The following is an 18,050-nucleotide window of genomic DNA, read 5'->3' as shown; positions in this document are numbered from 1 at the left end:
AACTGCAAGCGTTAGCACTCTATGGATAGGAGCACGAAAAATGACTGATACAGAAAATAATTACAAAGATTCTACCAACCTTACCAAGTGGGTAAGGTACATGCTATATGCTCAAATTGTTGTAGCCCTAATTGCGATAGCCTCCAATTTTCTTGAATACCAACTGTTATCTGATTATCAAAATGGCGTTTATACGTCTCAAGAGAAAGCCGTTGCTGATGGCGAGGCAAGCGACCAAAGGCAGCAGATGGTTGGTCTTATCTATTTAGCGGTTTTCATTATTTCAGGCTTCCTGATTCTTCGATGGATTCACCGAGCAAACTATAATGCTCGCCAGCTTGGCGCTAAAGATATGAAATTCACGCCTGGCTGGTCGATTGGCTACTACTTCATTCCAATATTGACACTTTGGAAGCCGTTTCAAGCAATGAAAGAAATCTGGAAAGCAAGCCACTATCCAAATAACTGGTCAAATGAGAAGGCTGGCTCAATCCTTGGGCTTTGGTGGTTTCTTTGGATTGTGTCAAACATGCTCGGTCAAGCAGTCTTCCGTATGTCAACGGGTGCAGAGGAACTTCAAGAGCTAATGAACCTCAACATTATTACCCAAATATCAGATGCACTTGGCATTCCGCTTGCGCTGGTAACACTTTCTATAATAAATTCAATTTACAAGGCGCAGTGCGTCGCATATGAAAGTGCTAACAAGTAAAGGCACAGGACGCCAAAAACTCCGCTTCGCTATGGTTTTGGCGCCAATGCTTTAGGCATTAGCTGCACAAGGAGAAACGAAGATGATCGTAGATTGGATAGTTTATGGCCTGATAATTTGGGGGCTGGCAACGATACTGAATAAAACAGCATTTAAGAATGCGCCTGCCTCACGTGGCGTTGCTTGGGGACTGACGATATTGTTGTTTTTCGTCAATGTTGTCGCCTTGTCTGCTGCCAAATTCCTCAGATACCAAGTAATTTCGGAAGATATAGGCACAACAATCACGCCAAGCAACCCGCTTGATATGGGCGGCGCATTTGTGTTTGCGTACTTGTTTTTTTCATTTCTGAATAAGAAGGTAAAAGTGAAACCAGAGCAATAAATATAAGGAAATAACCATGAATAACGCAGTTCGCCTAATTTTAATGCTATTGGTTTTAATCGTATCGCCCCTCAATGCATATGCGGAAATCAAGCTCTCCAATGCATTGGCTAAAGATATTGGCCAAGCTTATGGCTTCTACTTAGGGCAAAACTATTCCTTGAGCGAAATTTCCAAGAAATATCCCTCATTATCAGGGTTGGCGCTAATAGCAGAGAAGGAATTTTCGGCAACTTTCAAATCATCTATTGAAGGCATGGATGCGTTAATGGCGAAATACGCCAAAAGCGAATGGAATAAAATCAAAAAACAACTTACCAGTCAGATCGCGAGTTCTATCAACATTGAACAAATATCAGAAACACAAGCTCGTCAGTTTGTTGAGCTAGTCCGAGAAAGAGCAAAAGGAAATATAGATTCTCCTGTTATTGAGACATTGCTTCTTTTCAAGTCTGGTTATGAACACAATCCAGAGCGAGAATTTCTTGATGGTTATAAATACATGTATTCAACAAATGGTGTTGGAAAAGCAAAGGGCGTAGCATTTTCCATTGAATCACCTAAAACTTGGGTTGCGAAAGAAGGTAATCGGCCAAATATCGTACAAAAATTTGTTAGTGAGAACGGCAGAGGGCTTGAGTTACTACTCATTCTAATCAAAGAAGTACCATTACAGCCCGGAGAGACAATAACAGAAAAGGATGTATTGGAAATCTTAAATCCGAAAGACATTCAAGATTTCATACCTGACGGAGGAGTTTATCTTAATAGCGGGACATTAACGTTAGAAAACCTGCCTGGTTTTTGGGTGCATTTCAAAATGGACATGGCGAGGGTGAGGAATACAGTGGGCATGGAAACAATCATGTACACCATCTTCTACAAAAACAAAATGATTCAAATTCAAGGCCAAGTGATGACATCTATAAATGGAGAGCCAGCAGAGCGAGGCGGGTTAAAAAAATACGAAAAGCTATTTGATCTTATGGCGAATAGCTTTGTAATTACCAGCATGTATAAATAGCAGCTAACAATCGCATGCACTCGGACAGCAAAAAGCGACGCTCGTACCTCGCTCTTCTTTTTGCTGCCGGTGATGCGGGGCGTTAACTGTCACGGAAGGCACCAGTGAAATTTGAAGTATCGAGTAATCTTAAAATCAGTCCGGAAGATATCGATGGATTGCTCACCATGAAGGGCGTGAATACGGAGTTGAACCCTTTCATCCGCATGACGGTTCCCTCAGAATGGTCAAGCAAGCCAATCTTTGAATGGCCTACGGGTAACGTGCTCTTCTCTAGCTGGATACTCCTTTTCGGCATTTTTCCCATTGATCGGCACACGTTCTTCTTTCAATCCATTGATCGCCAAAGTGGTTTTGCGGAGGCGTCGAGCTCTTTAACCAATAGGCTCTGGCACCATCGACGAGACATTAGTAGAAACGGAACATCATGCCGGGTCACCGATACCGTCGAATTTCAGTGTAGGTTGCCCGTGTTGGCATATGTTCTGGCACCTGTTTACCGGTTCATCTTTAAGCACCGTCATCAGGTGCTAAGGTCTTATTATGGTGGCAGCGCCAGTTAACCAGTCAATTAAGTTCGTTCCGGCCGGCGGCCTCCACCGGACGCCCCTGTCGGGCCGCCGCTTATTTCAGCGTCAACGTCCGCTCCTGGCACGAAGCCGCCTGACAGGGCAATTCTGTGGTCTGCTATGAGCGAGGAGCGGACCTTTTTATTTTCAGCCTACTCCAACTAGTGACTAGCTGTCCGGTTATTAGTAACTGTGGGTGTCGCTAGTGACGCATGGCACATTCACTTAGGCAATATGGCTCGTTTTGTTGTTGTGTTGTTTATTTAAGTCGTTTACTGTCAATGACATAACAAAAAAGAAGAAGTTGGATAATGTGCGCACGGCGGAGTGTGAGTGAGCATGCTCAAATTGCCTCTGCTAACTCGGAACCTTTAAAGTCAGGAATGCCGGCTTGATCAGTAAGTTAAAAACCGAAAACGATCAATTGTACGAATTTCTAAATGCGCACGCATAATATACGAAAGTTAAGTGCCAAGGAGCGCGTAGCAAGGACAATGTATGACTCAAGCAGAAATTGTTGTATTAGCTAATTCAGTAAAGCATGGTCAGCACTGTGTAGCGGGAAAGTGTCTTAATACGGGCAGATGGATTCGGCCAGTATCTAATGCACAAGGAGCTGAACTATCCCATGACCAAGCCAAGTATCAGAATCCATATGGAACATTCGGTGTAAAGCCGCTTCAAAAAATAAAAATGGGGTTTGCACAGCATGTACCACTTCCTCATCAGCCTGAAAACTATCTTATCGACGGAAATCTCTGGCAGCAGAACTACTCTATAGGGTTAGCTGAACTACCAAACCACCTGGATGGGCCAGCAGATCTATGGGGAGAGGGGAATAGAGTTTTGCACGCTCAAATCACGCAAGGGCTATATGTCGTCCCTCAGTCGCTGTACCTCGTACAAGTCGATAATTTGAGCCTTTATATTAACAACGATGATAGAAGAAGAGCATCCTTCACCTATAATGGCATTGATTATGACCTCGCTGTAACAGATCCCAAGTTTGACGAATTAGTAAGAGAGCAACGTGAAGTTACGGGTATCCTTTGCATAAGCCTCGGAGAAGAATATCAAGGATATTGCTACAAACTCGTTGCAACAATTTTTTAGGGTTTATTATGAAAATTTATACAATCGGTTTTACAAAAAAAAATGCTGAAACATTCTTTACGTTTCTACAAGAATCTAAGGTGAAAACACTTATTGATGTTCGCCTAAACAACGTATCCCAATTGGCAGGATTTGCAAAAAGAGATGACTTAAAGTTTTTTCTTAAAGAACTTTGCGGTGCAGAATATGTGCATTCTCCGGAGCTAGCACCGACCAAAGAAATTTTAAATGCCTATAAAAAAGGAGATATGCCCTGGGAAGCTTATGAGGACAAATTCCTTAATTTAATGAGTCAACGAAATATTGAAAAATCCGTAAAACCTGCATTGCTAGATCATGGCTGTTTGCTATGTAGCGAGCACGAGCCGCATTTATGCCATCGAAGATTGGTTGTTGAATATCTTAACGACCATTCTGATTTAGATCTAAAAGTGAAGCATTTGTACTAATGGCAAACGTATTAATACTTTACCCAAAGCTTTTTAATTGCTATTCAAAATTTTCTAGGAAAGTAGAAAAAATCACATCGTCTTTAAGTGAGGTATCGCTTTTATGCCCATCTGATCCAAATGGATTTATTAAGAATTACTGCAACGATAAGTGTATAGATTTTATAATTATTGAAAAAGCAGAGCTAGAAATTGACCAAATCACACATGCGATAATATTCGACGATGGCGAGGAGTTCATTGAAGAAACGGAGAAGCTAAAAATTAGTGGAAAACCTCTTAGAATTATAAATATTTTAATTACACGAGTTATTAATATAAAGACTGAGCCAGAGTTTCAATCAGAGAAAAGCACACCTACCTATGAATACATAGGTCGTGGCTCCTATTGGGGGAATCCTTACTCTATGTATGAGGATGGTGATGATCGTGAAGAAGTTATTAGAAAATATAAATATGACTTTGATTATGAAAAGTTTCCAAACAAGGATAAGTCAGAGGTCTATAAATTAGCGGGCAAACGCCTTGGTTGTTTTTGCAAGCCGCAGGCTTGCCATGGAGACGTTTTAGCAGATTTTTTAAATTCTTGGGATGACGGAAAGTAGGCACTTAGCAAGGCGCTGCTGTCGGACAACTTTTCCGCTGCGCTCCAAACCAGCCGCAAATGAGGCGCCACCGTCCGCTAATGGCACAAACCAGCCATCACCCCACATCCGACCAAACAGCATACTCATTGCCGCTGGGGCAGGTGAAATGGAAGCGTCGGCCGCCTGGGAAGTCAAAAATGGGTTTGATAATTTTGCCGCCAGTTTCTTCAACGCGTGTTTGGCTCGCTTCTAGTTCTTTGCTATAGAGCACCACTAAAGCACTACCGGTAGTTGTTGAGGCTACTAAGTCTGATCTGTAAAACCCACCGTCTAATCCAGCGTTTTCTATAGCCGCGTAATCTGGTCCGTAATCCACAAAGGTCCACCCGAAGGCTTCTGTAAAAAACGCCTTCGTGGCTTCAATATCGCGAGCAGGTAATTCAATATAATTGATTTTTTCGTGTGTCATCAATCAGACTCCTTTAGTGGAACCGTTACCGTATTTATTAGGTTACCCTGGCTATCGGTTACTTTAACCAACCGGCTGGATTCCGAGATAAAAATGCCGATTGGCGTGCTCGATTCGGTAATGATAATTCGGTCTGCGGGCACTTCTTCTTCCTCGCCCATGCGATAAACTTCAACCGCGCAGGGGAAATTCAGCTCACACCAATCAAGATTAACGGGTATTAATTCTTTGTCCAGCCGCGCCCAATTGGGTCGGTTTAAACTGTATTCAGTTCGTGGCCAAACCACAGTTATGTCGTATTCTTCCGGAGTGGGAGACCAAAAAACACCGTCGTTGTTAGTTAATACAACTGGGGTGTCGAAGTCATGGTTTTCAATAAGCCAAGTATAACTCTCAGGCTCGTGTCGCTTGTGGCTTCGTTCGGTAAAGTCGGTTTGATTAACGGTTAGCGGGTCAAGTTGTAGGGCTTCTTTTAGGTAATGTGCGAGCCATCCGTCTTCGTTGATATGACTATACCCGACATGAATAACCATCTTGGCATCGGGTTCATTATCGAATACTTTTTCACGAAGGTTCTTCACGGCACTGCGTTCACGAGCTTCGGTTCCGGTACCAATTTCAGCACCGTAATCATACGAAATGAGTTTAAATCCAAGATCTCTCGCATACAGCACTAAATTTGCGAATAGTGGTTCTTCGGTGTAAAAACCGGCTTTTTTATGAACATAGTTATTGGTAAGTTCCTGTTCGGCGTCTGGTGCTAGCGCCTCGAAGGCCAAATACCGATAACCGTTCTCCCATAAACCCTTTAGTAACCGATAGGTTAATACGCGATGCTGCGGCACGTGGTGAGCCTCATTGATCATCACCACTTGATAATCTGCCGAGGCGTCAAGAATGGCAGTAACAGCATCGCGCGTAACTAAATTCTTTACTGCAGTGTTCAATTCGTCAGGATTCGGGTCATGTTGGTCGAACGCGTGTAAAGCTTGTTGATGCCTGCCCATCAGTGAATACGCGGTGCCGCGTTCTTGCAGCAGTAAATCAGAGACAGGTTTATTGTCTTTATACTCAACAGAAAGCGCCTCCAGTGCGACGAGTTGGGCACTTAGGGTTTTCCCATTGGTTGCTTCATAGATTTTACTAAACGCCTTGTTTACTTCCTTTAAATAGTCCTCTTTAGATAACTCTTCGGCCGCAAGCGGCGCTGCAAGCATCAGTACAAGCGTGAAATAAAAAGGTTTCATGATTAATCTTCCTTGAAGTTTTCATGGTTAGCGTGAACTGAGCATACCAGCTGTTGATAACTAATTGCTAACATTCTTGTTGTGAGGGCTATTGTGAGAAAAGGTAAGTCGCTCCGCGAGTGAGTTTGGAAACCATTTATTTTTTGATACGCGCTTGGTGACTAAAGAACGATAGGCGTCAGGTGCTGGTGGAGCCGTATATTGGTGGCGTTTTTGGTTGCAATATCTGCAAGCTGCAACGATATTCTCTTGACGATTATCTCCGCCATCACATCGTGCGGTGAGATGTTCGGCGGTACACTGCAACCACTTAGCTTGCTTGGGTGTTAGGTTATAGCGTTGAATAAACTGTTGCTTATTTGTCTGATGCCATATTGGAAAATTGCAATAAAAGCATCTGTTTGATTGAATTTCTGCGGATTGTTTACGGTTTTTCTGAATCGTTTTCGAGCACATATGCGGCCCTCCATTGTAAGTTTGGAAAGTCCGCATTAGTCATGAACTAGAGGCGGTGGACGCAGCACTCAGCTAACATCATCACGAGATGCCGCACGGCGTACATCCCAAAAACTTAAAGGTAGTTATTTAAATTTATTTTTCAAGATTAAAATTAAAAAAATTGAAATGTAAACGGCTCTCACTGGCGCTTGCATGTTTTCTGGAAGGGCATTCGATGCCATTAATTTTCCTCTAATGCGTCAAACATAATCCCGATAATTTTGTATAGATCTTGCTGATCGAACTCATACTCGTTTTCGGTTTGTACTCTATGCACAAAGACTAGATCAGAGTCAGGATAAACGCCAAGCATATGAACGCCTAACCCAGTGTGGTAGAAAGAACGATTGGGGCGTTGTTCATTGGGATTGATTACGAACCAAAGGAGGCCGTAGCCGAAATCCATGTAGGTATTTGTAACAGAGTAGGAGGTGGTGCTCTGTTCTATCCATTCTCGAGATAAAAGATGCTCGCCATTCCATACACCGTAATTCTCGTACAGTTGACCAAATAGCGCCATATCATAAGCTGACATGCGGAAGTGGTACGCGGGATATTGTGATTTATCATGTTCATATTGATAAAAGCCATCTTCCGTCAGTTTCGAAATATCGGTGTTATCGTCAATTGTTGTGAACTTACCCTTAAAATCTTTCATCCCCAATGGTTGAGCTATTTCACGATAAAACGCATCGTAAATCGTTTCACCAGTTATCTTTTCAAATATCGCTCCTGCGACGTTAAAGTCCCAATTATTGTATACATAGCGTTCTCCAGGGCTGGAAGAACCGCGCTCAGGCATGCCTGCTAGCATTCCTTCAGAAGTTGCTGCCGAGGGCAAATAAATACCTGAACGTGATTGCAATAACTGTCGAACCGTTGCTTGCTTCTCAATGCTTTTTAGTGGAGTAATGTCATCAATCTTCAACTCTTTTAAGTTCGCATCGAGATTAATGACACCGCGGTCAACGTAGATGCCGTAAAGCGCGTTGAGCATAGGCTTACGGATAGAGTGTATGGTGTGTTTCTGGTGTATATCACCAAACTCGAAAACAACGTCACCTGCGCGCATCAGAGCGACTGACGACGAGTTTGTTTGAGTTAAAAACTCAGAAAGTTCCGCCAATTTATCACGATTAAAACTCGCCTGACTGTCAAAGCAAATTGGGTTTCTAATGGCCTCAATGGTGCGTTTTAATATGTCGTCTTGTGCTGCTTTGTTCGCAGTGGCGTCACCACCTAACATGATGATTTGCTCATTGTTAATGTTTGCTTTAATCATTCCGCTCGGTGCGCCAGGAGCAATCACATGTCCTGCGTTTGAATAAATATGAGAACTGATACGGGAGCTATGCTCAAAGCGTTCGGCCTGTCTTTGCAAATGTTGAGTCATCACATCGGCAGGCCACAGCAAGTCATTGTCGCCTGCAAATAACAGCACTTGCGAGTTTATATTTGATACATCAATTTCAGCTTTTCGCGCATCATCATGCTGTAAATCGCGACTGAAATAATCACGACCGACGAATTCCTCGACAGTGTAGTCGGGTTTTGAATGACGAGGTACGAAGGGTAACGGTTGACCGTTTAGGGTCCACGCAGGTTGCTCATTATTACCTACGGCGCCCCAGATGTGTGAACTTGGAGATGTAGCGATGATTGGACCGTAATGGTCGAAGTGACGACCAAGTAGTAATGCAAGTTCAGCACCACGCGAGTGACCAATAACGGGAATTTGTTTGCATTGATTACGATTTAATTTGGTTGATTCATCAATGTATTGAACTGCAGCATTAAAGTATTCGAGCGGGATATTCTCAAGAGTTGTTGGTAAGCCGGACATGCCGAAGTAGCCAATTGCTAATGCCGCCACACCATTTTCAGCTAAAGCTTGAGCAGTTCTTTGTGCGCCACTGATACCTCCTTCAGAACCGCCCAAAACAATGACTGTTGGAGTCGGGCCATTGTGTGTTTTTGGGCTAATCAAAAGTGCTTGTAGGTCAGGTTGGTTAATTCTTCTTACGTCTAAGTGCTCGGGAAAACCTGGCTCATTGCAACCGCTTAACAACAGAACGAATACGGCTGAAAATATAATTTTCAATCTAATGTTCATGATTTATCTCGTTTTTGTTTATTAAACGCGCATTAGATACAGTTCGCAAATAGCATTTGTAAATGGATATTTCGCGTGCGATATTTCTGAATAAATAAGGAACAATAGGGAATAAAAAATGGATGAATTTATGCAGGCGGCAATTGAGGAAGCGAAAAAAGGCATGGATGAGGGCGGTGTGCCAATCGGTTCGGTGATTGTGCACAAAGGTAAGATTATAGGTCGTGGACATAACCGTCGTGTGCAAAGTGGCAGCCCGATTTTACACGGTGAAATGGATGCCTTTGAAAACGCTGGTCGCCAACCGGCGAAGGTTTACCGTGAGTGCACCATTTATACAACGTTGTCGCCGTGTTGTATGTGTTCAGGCGCGATTGAGCTGTACGGTATTCCCCATGTGGTGGTTGGCGAAAACCAAACCTTTATGGGGGCCGAAGAGCGTTTACGTCAGGCTGGTGTGAAGGTTGATGTGCTGCAAGACCCAACCTGTATTGAATTAATGAACACTTTTATCGCAAACAGCCCCGAGCTCTGGAATGAAGATATCGGCGAATAAATATAAATCAGGGCTGGCGTCTGTATTTGGAGAACCAGAACAGCACCAGTGCGGCCAAGGCGCCTAGCGTGTCAGCTAGCATGTCTTTTTGCGCGTCCCATTCATCGCCTTGCGAGCCAAGGAATTCAATGCCTGCGTCACCGCCTTCTAAAACGGCGAAGGCCCATTCAATGATTTCATAACCGGCAGCAACGGCCATGACTAAAAATAACCCAAATAGCATGGCAGTAACGGGGCGCGCCCAGTTTTTGCGTACTAAGAGTTCTGCGGCAGGGTAGGCATAAAAGCCAACGCTGAAGTGTGCAATACGGTCGTAGTGGTTGCGTTCAAAGTTGCCAAGCTCGGTAAACCATTCAAATGGCACGTTGGCAAAAGTGTAGTGCGCGCCAATGGTGTGCAATATCAGTAACACGCTCATGCACAGGTAGCTGGTGTTGCTGAACTGGAACTTGCGGAAGGTGGCAGCAAGGCCAATAAAGATAGCCAAAATGGGAGTCATTTCAGCCCACCAAACGCGCATGTCTTTCGGGTCGATAAATGACCACACCATGGTGGCAACAATGATTACAGCAAGTATGTGTGGAATGCGTTGTTGCCAAGCCATGGTGAAATTCCTTTTTTGTTATTATTAAAGGTGAATCTTCACTAATAAATTTAGGTTACGTTCGTCAATTCCGCTAATGCCAAATTTGTTGTTCCAGTGGGCGTATTCAACACCTACGTACAAGCGGTTGTCGTAGCCGACCATTGGGCCAATGTTGTACTTCAGCTGCGAGGTGAAGTTCATTTCTGCAGCGTGACCTTCGCTGGCCGATGACCAGTCTAAGAAACCATCGTAGTAAAAGTTTTCAGCGAAAGGAATGCCCCAAGCAGCGGTTAACTGGTAGTTACTTTCGTAAAATTCGTTGCTGCGACGGTATGCATTTAGCTGAATGTAATCGAATCCGGTTACATTTAGGTCGGTTCCGACGCCAACTAGGTAATTATCGAAGCCTTGACCAACTTCCCAGGTGGTGGCCACATAGGCAGCTTTAATCAAGCTGTCTTCGGCAAAGTCGTACACTTTAAAACGTGGCGAAATTTCTGCGTAGGTTTCGGTGAAGCCATTGTCTGAATCAAGACGGTCAACAAACAAGAACGAATCACCCCAGCTGTAACCCCCGGCATGTTCAAAGGTGAACACTTGACGGTCGCTGTCACCAACTTCGTAGTTGCTGCCGTTTAAGTAGGTTGCGCTAATGTCTTGCCAGAAGATTTCCGCTTGCGCAGTTGCAGAAAATAAAAAGCTGCCAGCAATAGCAGCGTTTAATAAAGTCTTAGTCATTGTCATCTCGTTTCTAAAAATTGGATATTAGATATTAGATATTAGATATTAGAAAAACCTGAAACATCAGCGCTAATATCAAATAGCTAATATCGTTCTTGCTATTTAAGTGGCCAGCCGCCGAGGGTTTTGTACCGATTAACCATGTAACAAAACAGCTCGGCCGTGCGTTCGGTGTCGTAAATTGCCGAGTGCGCTTGGTTGTTGTCAAACTCAATGCCTGCGGCCTGGCAGGCTTTTATCAACACCGTTTGGCCTAAAAACACAGCGGCGAGTGCGGCAGTGTCGAAGGTAACAAACGGGTGAAAGGGGTTGCGCTTCAGGTTAGCCCGTTCGGCGGCAGCCATAACAAAACCGTGATCAAAGGTGGCGTTGTGGCCCACTAAGATACAGCGCTGGCAGCCGGCGTCTTTTTGTGCCTTACGAATGGGTTTGAACATTTCCTTTAGGGCAGCACCTTCATCAATGGCACCGCGTAACGGCGAATGCGGGTCGATGCCATTAAAGTCAATTGCGGCTTGCTCTATATTGGCGCCTTCAAATGGCTCAATATGGTAGTGCAGGGTTTCATCTGGCACTAAATCGCCGTCTTCGTTAAAACGTAGCGTTACCGCGGCAATTTCAAGCAAGGCATCAGTTTTTGAGTTAAAACCTGCGGTTTCAACATCAATGACCACCGGCATGTAGCCGCGGAAGCGTTTTTTCATGAGCTCTTGTGCTGTTTCGCTGCTCATAAATCTCCAGGGTTTTTGGCGCTGCGTTCAATCAGCTCAATGGCGTAACCGTCTGGGTCACGCACAAAGGCGATAATGGTTTTACCGCCTTTTACCGGGCCGGGTTCGCGGTATACGTCAGCACCGGCTTTTTTCAGCACATCACAGGTGGTGTAAATGTCTTCAACGCCAATGGCGATATGGCCAAAGGCGCCGCCGTGTTCGTATTCGCTGACGTCCCAGTTGTAGGTGAGTTCAAGCACCGTATGGTCCGCTTCGTCGCCATAGCCAACAAACGCCAGTGAGTATTTGTATTCTTCGTTATCCGCGGTGCGTAGCAGTTTCATACCCAAGTTTTTGGTATAAAAATCAATTGAACGCTGCATGTCGCCGACGCGCAGCATGGTGTGTAGTAAACGCATTAGACGCTCCTAATCATCGGATGTTTTTTCTTTAAATTCACACAGGTCTTCAATAATACAGCTGCCACACCGTGGTTTGCGTGCAATGCAGGTGTAGCGGCCGTGTAAAATGAACCAGTGGTGTGCATCAACTTTAAACTCTGCTGGAATAACTTTTTCTAAGCGGTCTTCCACAGCACGTACGGTTTTGCCGGGGGCAAACTTGGTGCGATTGCTGACCCGGAAAATATGGGTATCCACTGCGATGGTTGGCCAACCGAATGCGGTGTTCAGCACCACGTTCGCTGTTTTACGCCCTACACCGGGTAGGGCTTCCAACGCGGGCCTGTCTTCAGGCACTTCACCATTGTAGTCGCGTACCAGTATTTCGCAGGTTTTGATGACGTTTTCGGCTTTCGCATTGAACAAGCCGATGGTTTTAATGTGCTCCTTTACCCCATCAACGCCTAAATCAAGCATGGCTTGCGGGGTAGGTGCTGCTGGGAACAGTTTACGCGTTGCCTTATTGACGCCGACATCGGTGGCCTGTGCCGATAGCAACACAGCTATTAACAACTCGAAGGTTGAGTTGTATTCCAACTCGGTGGTTGGGTTAGGGTTGTTGGCCCGCAGGCGTTCTAAAATTTCAATGCGTTTTTGTTTGTTCATGGTCTCGTTTTAATTTATTGCGACGTGACGCGCGCACGGGTTACGTGTTTCTCAGGCTTCTCGGCGTGGGCAGCGCGATAATTGTCGACCCAGTTTTTGCCGGCAATGATAAAGCCCATAACAATAAAGGCACCCGGCGGCAATATGGCCAGCAACAGCGGGTAGTCCACGCTAAACAGCTCAATGCGTAAACTGGCAGCCCAGTCGCCCAGCAGTAAGTTGGCGCCGTCAAACAAAGTACCGTTACCGAGCACTTCGCGAATGCCGCCTAACAGCACCAGCACCAAGGTAAAACCAATACCCATCATCAAACCATCAAATGCCGAGTGATGCCACGGGTTTTTCGAGGCATAAGCCTCGGCGCGGCCAATAATGGCGCAGTTGGTCACAATCAGCGGAATAAAGATGCCCAGCGATTGATACAAGCCATACACGTAGGCGTTCATCAGCAATTGAATCACGGTAACAAAGGTGGCGATAACCATCACGAACACTGGGATACGGATTTCTTTCGGGACAAAATCACGCACTAAACTTACCGTAATGTTCGAACCAACCAACACCAATAAGGTGGCCAGGCCAAGGCCTAAGGCGTTGGTGACGGTGGCGGTAACGGCCAGCAGTGGGCATAGGCCCAACAGCTGCACCAGCGCGGGGTTGTTGTTCCACAGGCCTTGCCATGTGAGCTCTTTATAAGTGTTCACGGGGTTACTCATAATTGCTGCCTCCCGACTGGTCTGCGTGGCAGTTTTCAGGCGCGTTAAACCATTGCTGCTGATTCTTTTCGAACACCAGCGCGGCACGTTTTACTGCTTGCACCACGGCGCGTGGAGTAATGGTGGCGCCGGTAAATTGATCAAACATGCCGCCATCGCGTTTTACCGCCCAACGTTGATCGTCTTCACCGTTCACACGTTGGCCATTAAAGCTGGTTATCCAGTCGTTTTTACGAATTTCAATTTTGTCGCCAAGCCCCGGAGTTTCTTGATGTTTCAGTGTGCGCACCCCAGCAATGGATGCATCAGCATTCAGGGCAACCAATAAATGAATGGCACCGCTGTAGCCATTTGGCGCGGTTACTTCAACGGCAGCAGCGGTTGGCTGATTGTTCACATAGGCGCGGTATACACGGCGCGGCTGTGAGCCTAGCTCGCTATTGCTTATTAAAGTGCAGCTTTGATACAGGTCGTTGTCGTGCAATTCAGGTGGAATAACCTGATTCAGCACGCGCAGCAGCTCTTGTTCCTGTTGGCGGGCAATGGGCTCTTTGGTGAGCATAGAGGTCACCACGACCAGCAAGGTCGCGACGATAGCAAAGGCAGCTAGAATCAAGCCGTTGCGCTGCATACTTTTGAACATCATGAGCGACCTCCGTGGCCATAGGCAACCGGTTGGGTGTATTTATCAATTACTGGCACGGTCATGTTGGCCAGCAATACCGCGAAGGCAACCGCATCTGGGTAACCACCCCAGGTGCGTATTACAAACACGAGGAAACCAATGAATAAACCAAATACCCAGCGGCCTTTATTTGAGGTGGCTGCAGTAACGGGGTCGGTGGCGATGAAAAATGCTCCGAGCATGGTTGCGCCGCTCAGTGCATGCAGCATTGGGGTAATGGCTTGATCGGGGTTAAACATCCAATACACGGCGGCTGGTACCAGCAAGCCAACCAACATACCACCCGGAATGTGCCAGCTGATAATTTTCTGTTTGATCAAGACTAAGCCGCCCAGTAAGAAGGCGATGTTGATCCACGCCCAGCCAATACCGGCTAACCCACCGAAAATAGGCTTGTTGAGCGCCTCGGTTAGGGTGAGTTGGTGATTTAAGTCATTGCGTAAGCTATCCAGCGGGGTTGCCATGGTTACGCCATCAACGCCCATGCGCAGCTGCTCAAGGTTGTAACCGCTATTGGTAAAGCCGCTAAAAATAAGCTGCGCGGTATCGCTTATGGTTACCTGCAATTGCGCCAGTTCATTCGGTACCGGCCAACTCGTCATTTGTACAGGGAACGACACCAGCAGCAATACATAGCCGGCCATGGCTGGGTTAAACAGGTTTTGCCCAACGCCGCCGTACACGTGTTTCACCACAATAATGGCAAATGCGGTGCCAATAACGATAATCCACCACGGGGCCAGTGCCGGAATACTAATTGCCAGCAATACGGCGGTAACAATGGCGGTATGGTCTTGCCACGCATGGCCAATCGGGCGGCCACGCATGCGCATGGCGAGACCTTCGGCAACCCATGCGGTAAGTAGCGCTAGCGCTAGCTGTATATAAACTCCCACGCCAAAAAAGTAGGTTTGTAGCAACACGCCGGGTATCAAGGCTAAGTACACCCAGCGCATGACTTGCTGTGTGGTACGGCGCTGATGAGCGTGGGGCGAGGCGGCTATTTTAAAGGTCATGCGTCGTCACCTTCGGTTTTTTTGTCAGCCGCTGCTGCGGCTTGTGCTGCTTTACGCGCTTTGGCACGGGCAATGGCTGCTTGCACCGCGTCTTGCGGATTGTCGCCACCTTTTTCAACGGCTGCGGCTTGCGCTTTTTTGCGCGCTTCAGCGGCTTTACGATGGCGTTCTAAGCGCTCTTCTTTTTCACGTTCTAAACGTTCTTGGCGCGCTTCAAAACGCTCCCGCGCCACTTCTGCTTTGGCTTTTTCGCGGGCAATATTACGAATCTCTGCTTTGGCTTTGCGATAGTAGTGCACTAACGGGATTTCGCTTGGGCACACGTAAGCACAGGCTCCGCATTCAATGCAGTCAAACAGGTTTTGTTTTTCTAAGCCATCGTAGTCTTTGGCTTTGGCCAGCCATACCATTTGTTGGGGTAGGAGTTGCGCAGGGCATACATCCGCGCACGCACCGCAACGAATGCAGGCCATTTCGTCTTGCGCAGGGGCCAGTTCTTGACCGCTGGGTACTAAAATACAGTTGGTGATTTTCACCACGGGCACAGTAAGGTCCGCCAGTGTGAAGCCCATCATTGGGCCACCCATAATGACCCGTTGCTCAGGTTCAGGTTTAAAGCCGCATTGTTCTAACAAGTAGTCGACAGGCGTACCAAGGCGCACCCAATAGTTGCCGGGTTGCGCAACGTTCTCGCCAGTTACGGTTACCACGCGCTCAATGAGTGGTTTGCCTTGCACCACGGCTTGCGCGACGGCGTAGGCGGTTCCCACGTTTTGCATGACTAAGCCCACATCAATGGGTAAGCCACGGCTTGGCACTTGACGACCGGTGAGCAACTGAATCAGCTGCTTTTCGCCCCCAGAAGGGTATTTAACCGGCACCACGCGTAGCGCAAGTTTGGGATGTTCGTTCAGCAAGGCTTCAAATGCGCTAATGGCTTCCGGCTTATTGGCTTCAATGGCTATCAGGGCTTTTTCGCAACCGGCCAAATGCAGCAGAATTTCGGTGCCGTCAATAATGGTTTGTGCGTGTTCGCGCATGAGGCGGTCATCGGCACTAATATAAGGTTCGCATTCCACGCCATTGATGATCAGGTAATCCAGTGGCCGTTGCAGCGCAAGTTTCTGTGCGGTAGGGAAGCCAGCGCCACCCAAACCAGCGATACCGGCTTGTTTAATGCGCTCTAAAAGATCAGCACGGCTCACTGCGGTGTAATCAGCAATGGGCGCTAAGGTTATGGCGTTATCGTCACCGTCTGCGGCGATGGTAATGATGGTGTCGGCTAGCCCTGATGGGTGAGCAATAATGCCTTCGCCAATGGCCGTGATTGTACCTGAGGTGGGGGCATGTACGGGCAGGCCGTTGTTAACGCCAACTTGGGTAAGCGCTTGGCCTGCTTTTACTTTATCGCCCACTTGCACCAGCAAGTCGCCGGGGGCGCCAGAGTGCTGTTTAACCGGTACATTATAGTGTGGTGCTAATGGCAACTTACGAATTGCCGATTGATTGGACAGCTCTTTACGCTCCGGCGGGTGGATGCCGCCCGGGAATGTCCAAATGTGGCCCGCTTCTATTGCTTTGGTTGCTGCTGACATTAGTTTGACGACTCCACCACACGGACTGGAATTTGTTGTAAATCCCACTGCCAATTTTCAGGTCGCACAGGCACTGGCACCATGTCGATGCAGTCAACCGGGCATGGCTCTACGCACAAATCACAGCCGGTACATTCATGCGCAATAACGGTGTGCATCTGTTTGGCAGCGCCAAGAATGGCATCCACTGGGCAGGCTTGAATGCATTTGGTGCAGCCAATGCATTCGTCTTCACGAATCACCGCTACTTTTTTAACGTCTTCTTGGCCATGCGCAGCGTCAAGCGGCTTGGCTTCAACACCCATGAGCTCAGACAAATTCTTAATGGTGGTTTCACCGCCGGGCGGGCACTTATTGATGTCATCGCCGTTCGCAATAGCCTCAGCGTATGGCCGACAGCCGGGATAGCCACATTGGCCACATTGTGTTTGCGGCAGCAGGGCGTCTATCTGATCAACGATGGGATTGCTTTCCACGCGAAAACGTACCGCGGCAAAGCCGAGTATTAAGCCAAATATTAGGGCAAGTACGCCCAATACGCTCAGTGCGGTAATTAAAGTCATGCTGTTGTCACCAGCCCGCTAAAGCCCATAAAGGCTAATGACATGAGGCCTGCAGTGATCATTGCCACTGCCGCGCCCTTAAATGGAATGGGTACATCGGCGGCGGCAAGGCGTTCGCGTAAGGCTGAGAATAAAATCAATACCAGCGAGAAGCCGATAGCCGCGCCGAACCCGTACACAATGGATTCAACGAAATTATGTTGTTCATTAATGTTTAGCAGGGCAACACCGAGAACCGCGCAATTGGTGGTGATTAAGGGTAAGAAAATACCCAGCAAGCGATACAGCGTTGGGCTGGTTTTATGCACCACCATTTCGGTGAATTGCACCACCACGGCGATAACCAGAATAAAGCTCAGCGTTTGCAGCGCCATGAGATCCAGCGGTGCCAAAATATATTGATTAACCAAGTAGCTGGATACGGATGCCAGCGTAAGCACAAAAGTTGTTGCCGCAGACATGCCAATAGCCGTCTCGAGCTTGTTCGAAACGCCCATAAACGGGCACAGCCCGAGAAACTTAACCAATACAAAATTGTTGACTAATACCGTTGCCACCAACAGCAGCAAGTAGTCACCCATGGGAATATCCGTCCAATTGCGTTTGATGGGTACTATTATCGAATGTTTAGCGCTTTGAAACAACC

22 protein-coding genes are annotated in these 18,050 nt (G+C 46.8%); 7 read left to right on the top strand and 15 right to left on the bottom strand.

The features are described from left to right. Nucleotides 1-40: 40 nt before the first annotated feature. From ACN0UY_RS03765 to ACN0UY_RS03740, 6 genes are all read left to right on the top strand, one after another. On the top strand, nt 41-712 hold the full coding sequence (locus tag ACN0UY_RS03765; RefSeq protein ID WP_417665429.1) for a DUF4328 domain-containing protein: 672 nt from the start codon (nt 41-43) through the stop codon (nt 710-712). A gap of 82 nt (nt 713-794) precedes the next feature. Further along, complete coding sequence (locus ACN0UY_RS03760) at nt 795-1,097, top strand: hypothetical protein (RefSeq protein WP_417665428.1); 303 nt, start codon at nt 795-797, stop codon at nt 1,095-1,097. A 16-nt stretch (nt 1,098-1,113) separates the two neighbouring features. After that, nucleotides 1,114-2,121 (top strand): hypothetical protein, encoded by a 1,008-nt coding sequence (locus ACN0UY_RS03755; protein ID WP_417665427.1) that lies wholly within the window; start codon nt 1,114-1,116, stop codon nt 2,119-2,121. A gap of 1,067 nt (nt 2,122-3,188) precedes the next feature. Beyond that, nucleotides 3,189-3,803 carry a dual OB domain-containing protein gene (locus tag ACN0UY_RS03750; RefSeq protein ID WP_417665426.1) on the top strand — a complete coding sequence of 205 codons (615 nt, stop codon included), beginning with the start codon at nt 3,189-3,191 and terminating at the stop codon, nt 3,801-3,803. Between the two features lie 8 nt (nt 3,804-3,811). After that, on the top strand, nt 3,812-4,252 hold the full coding sequence (locus ACN0UY_RS03745; protein WP_417665425.1) for a DUF488 family protein: 441 nt from the start codon (nt 3,812-3,814) through the stop codon (nt 4,250-4,252). Further along, complete coding sequence (locus ACN0UY_RS03740; protein WP_417665424.1) at nt 4,252-4,857, top strand: DUF4326 domain-containing protein; 606 nt, start codon at nt 4,252-4,254, stop codon at nt 4,855-4,857. Before ACN0UY_RS03745 ends, ACN0UY_RS03740 begins: the two co-directional genes overlap by 1 nt. A gap of 97 nt (nt 4,858-4,954) precedes the next feature. On the opposite strand, the gene ACN0UY_RS03735 is transcribed toward ACN0UY_RS03740, so the two are convergent. The 4 genes from ACN0UY_RS03735 to ACN0UY_RS03720 form a co-directional block, all read right to left on the bottom strand. Continuing rightward, a complete protein-coding gene (locus tag ACN0UY_RS03735) occupies nt 4,955-5,308 on the bottom strand; it encodes a VOC family protein (RefSeq protein ID WP_417665423.1) in 354 nt (117 codons plus the stop codon). Further along, nucleotides 5,308-6,555 carry a hypothetical protein gene (locus ACN0UY_RS03730; protein WP_417665422.1) on the bottom strand — a complete coding sequence of 416 codons (1,248 nt, stop codon included), beginning with the start codon at nt 6,553-6,555 and terminating at the stop codon, nt 5,308-5,310. Before ACN0UY_RS03730 ends, ACN0UY_RS03735 begins: the two co-directional genes overlap by 1 nt. Nucleotides 6,556-6,615: 60 nt before the next feature. Then, on the bottom strand, nt 6,616-7,011 hold the full coding sequence (locus tag ACN0UY_RS03725; RefSeq protein WP_417665421.1) for an HNH endonuclease: 396 nt from the start codon (nt 7,009-7,011) through the stop codon (nt 6,616-6,618). 223 nt (nt 7,012-7,234) lie between these two features. Continuing rightward, a complete protein-coding gene (locus ACN0UY_RS03720) occupies nt 7,235-9,166 on the bottom strand; it encodes a serine hydrolase (protein ID WP_417665420.1) in 1,932 nt (643 codons plus the stop codon). Between the two features lie 118 nt (nt 9,167-9,284). On the opposite strand from ACN0UY_RS03720, the gene ACN0UY_RS03715 reads away from it, so the two are divergent. Further along, the gene (locus ACN0UY_RS03715; RefSeq protein WP_417665419.1) at nt 9,285-9,722 is read left to right on the top strand and encodes a nucleoside deaminase; all 438 of its coding nucleotides are present in this window, start codon (nt 9,285-9,287) and stop codon (nt 9,720-9,722) included. Between the two features lie 7 nt (nt 9,723-9,729). On the opposite strand, the gene ACN0UY_RS03710 is transcribed toward ACN0UY_RS03715, so the two are convergent. From ACN0UY_RS03710 to rsxA, 11 genes are all read right to left on the bottom strand, one after another. After that, nucleotides 9,730-10,326: a DUF2238 domain-containing protein gene (locus ACN0UY_RS03710; RefSeq protein ID WP_417665418.1), complete on the bottom strand. Its 597-nt coding sequence runs from the start codon at nt 10,324-10,326 to the stop codon at nt 9,730-9,732. Between the two features lie 24 nt (nt 10,327-10,350). Then, complete coding sequence (locus ACN0UY_RS03705) at nt 10,351-11,046, bottom strand: hypothetical protein (RefSeq protein WP_417665417.1); 696 nt, start codon at nt 11,044-11,046, stop codon at nt 10,351-10,353. Between the two features lie 101 nt (nt 11,047-11,147). Beyond that, the gene (gene rnt / locus ACN0UY_RS03700; protein WP_417665416.1) at nt 11,148-11,780 is read right to left on the bottom strand and encodes a ribonuclease T; all 633 of its coding nucleotides are present in this window, start codon (nt 11,778-11,780) and stop codon (nt 11,148-11,150) included. Next, nucleotides 11,777-12,181, bottom strand: coding sequence for a lactoylglutathione lyase (gene gloA / locus ACN0UY_RS03695; protein ID WP_417665415.1), 405 nt, complete (start codon nt 12,179-12,181; stop codon nt 11,777-11,779). Before gloA ends, rnt begins: the two co-directional genes overlap by 4 nt. A gap of 9 nt (nt 12,182-12,190) precedes the next feature. Then, nucleotides 12,191-12,829, bottom strand: a complete 639-nt coding sequence (nth, locus tag ACN0UY_RS03690) for an endonuclease III (protein ID WP_128351749.1) — start codon at nt 12,827-12,829, stop codon at nt 12,191-12,193. A gap of 14 nt (nt 12,830-12,843) precedes the next feature. Next, nucleotides 12,844-13,533, bottom strand: a complete 690-nt coding sequence (locus ACN0UY_RS03685) for an electron transport complex subunit E (RefSeq protein WP_339880245.1) — start codon at nt 13,531-13,533, stop codon at nt 12,844-12,846. Nucleotides 13,534-13,537: 4 nt separating this feature from the next. Next, nucleotides 13,538-14,191 carry an electron transport complex subunit RsxG gene (rsxG, locus tag ACN0UY_RS03680; protein WP_417665414.1) on the bottom strand — a complete coding sequence of 218 codons (654 nt, stop codon included), beginning with the start codon at nt 14,189-14,191 and terminating at the stop codon, nt 13,538-13,540. Next, complete coding sequence (gene rsxD, locus ACN0UY_RS03675; RefSeq protein ID WP_417665413.1) at nt 14,188-15,246, bottom strand: electron transport complex subunit RsxD; 1,059 nt, start codon at nt 15,244-15,246, stop codon at nt 14,188-14,190. The genes rsxG and rsxD overlap by 4 nt, the downstream gene beginning before the upstream one ends. Then, nucleotides 15,243-16,841: an electron transport complex subunit RsxC gene (rsxC, locus tag ACN0UY_RS03670; RefSeq protein WP_417665412.1), complete on the bottom strand. Its 1,599-nt coding sequence runs from the start codon at nt 16,839-16,841 to the stop codon at nt 15,243-15,245. The genes rsxD and rsxC overlap by 4 nt, the downstream gene beginning before the upstream one ends. Beyond that, nucleotides 16,841-17,404 carry an electron transport complex subunit RsxB gene (rsxB, locus tag ACN0UY_RS03665; protein WP_417665411.1) on the bottom strand — a complete coding sequence of 188 codons (564 nt, stop codon included), beginning with the start codon at nt 17,402-17,404 and terminating at the stop codon, nt 16,841-16,843. Before rsxB ends, rsxC begins: the two co-directional genes overlap by 1 nt. After that, nucleotides 17,401-17,985: an electron transport complex subunit RsxA gene (gene rsxA, locus ACN0UY_RS03660; protein ID WP_128351744.1), complete on the bottom strand. Its 585-nt coding sequence runs from the start codon at nt 17,983-17,985 to the stop codon at nt 17,401-17,403. Before rsxA ends, rsxB begins: the two co-directional genes overlap by 4 nt. Between the last annotated feature and the right edge of the window lie 65 nt (nt 17,986-18,050).

Source organism: Pseudidiomarina sp. (genome assembly GCF_048268165.1).
GTDB lineage: Bacteria > Pseudomonadota > Gammaproteobacteria > Enterobacterales > Alteromonadaceae > Pseudidiomarina.
This window is presented reverse-complemented; position numbering and strand designations above follow the sequence as displayed.

Excerpts from the sequence above, each read along its gene's own strand:
- ACN0UY_RS03765 (WP_417665429.1), top strand. The coding sequence starts at position 41 with ATGACTGATACAGAAAATAATTACAAAGATTCTACCAACCTTACCAAG.
- ACN0UY_RS03760 (WP_417665428.1), top strand. The coding sequence starts at position 795 with ATGATCGTAGATTGGATAGTTTATGGCCTGATAATTTGGGGGCTGGCA.
- ACN0UY_RS03755 (WP_417665427.1), top strand. The coding sequence starts at position 1,114 with ATGAATAACGCAGTTCGCCTAATTTTAATGCTATTGGTTTTAATCGTA.
- ACN0UY_RS03750 (WP_417665426.1), top strand. The coding sequence starts at position 3,189 with ATGACTCAAGCAGAAATTGTTGTATTAGCTAATTCAGTAAAGCATGGT.
- ACN0UY_RS03745 (WP_417665425.1), top strand. The coding sequence starts at position 3,812 with ATGAAAATTTATACAATCGGTTTTACAAAAAAAAATGCTGAAACATTC.
- ACN0UY_RS03740 (WP_417665424.1), top strand. The coding sequence starts at position 4,252 with ATGGCAAACGTATTAATACTTTACCCAAAGCTTTTTAATTGCTATTCA.
- ACN0UY_RS03735 (WP_417665423.1), bottom strand. The coding sequence starts at position 5,308 with ATGACACACGAAAAAATCAATTATATTGAATTACCTGCTCGCGATATT.
- ACN0UY_RS03730 (WP_417665422.1), bottom strand. The coding sequence starts at position 6,555 with ATGAAACCTTTTTATTTCACGCTTGTACTGATGCTTGCAGCGCCGCTT.
- ACN0UY_RS03725 (WP_417665421.1), bottom strand. The coding sequence starts at position 7,011 with ATGTGCTCGAAAACGATTCAGAAAAACCGTAAACAATCCGCAGAAATT.
- ACN0UY_RS03720 (WP_417665420.1), bottom strand. The coding sequence starts at position 9,166 with ATGAACATTAGATTGAAAATTATATTTTCAGCCGTATTCGTTCTGTTG.
- ACN0UY_RS03715 (WP_417665419.1), top strand. The coding sequence starts at position 9,285 with ATGGATGAATTTATGCAGGCGGCAATTGAGGAAGCGAAAAAAGGCATG.
- ACN0UY_RS03710 (WP_417665418.1), bottom strand. The coding sequence starts at position 10,326 with ATGGCTTGGCAACAACGCATTCCACACATACTTGCTGTAATCATTGTT.
- ACN0UY_RS03705 (WP_417665417.1), bottom strand. The coding sequence starts at position 11,046 with ATGACTAAGACTTTATTAAACGCTGCTATTGCTGGCAGCTTTTTATTT.
- rnt (WP_417665416.1), bottom strand. The coding sequence starts at position 11,780 with ATGAGCAGCGAAACAGCACAAGAGCTCATGAAAAAACGCTTCCGCGGC.
- gloA (WP_417665415.1), bottom strand. The coding sequence starts at position 12,181 with ATGCGTTTACTACACACCATGCTGCGCGTCGGCGACATGCAGCGTTCA.
- nth (WP_128351749.1), bottom strand. The coding sequence starts at position 12,829 with ATGAACAAACAAAAACGCATTGAAATTTTAGAACGCCTGCGGGCCAAC.
- rsxG (WP_417665414.1), bottom strand. The coding sequence starts at position 14,191 with ATGATGTTCAAAAGTATGCAGCGCAACGGCTTGATTCTAGCTGCCTTT.
- rsxD (WP_417665413.1), bottom strand. The coding sequence starts at position 15,246 with ATGACCTTTAAAATAGCCGCCTCGCCCCACGCTCATCAGCGCCGTACC.
- rsxC (WP_417665412.1), bottom strand. The coding sequence starts at position 16,841 with ATGTCAGCAGCAACCAAAGCAATAGAAGCGGGCCACATTTGGACATTC.
- rsxB (WP_417665411.1), bottom strand. The coding sequence starts at position 17,404 with ATGACTTTAATTACCGCACTGAGCGTATTGGGCGTACTTGCCCTAATA.
- rsxA (WP_128351744.1), bottom strand. The coding sequence starts at position 17,985 with ATGGGTGACTACTTGCTGCTGTTGGTGGCAACGGTATTAGTCAACAAT.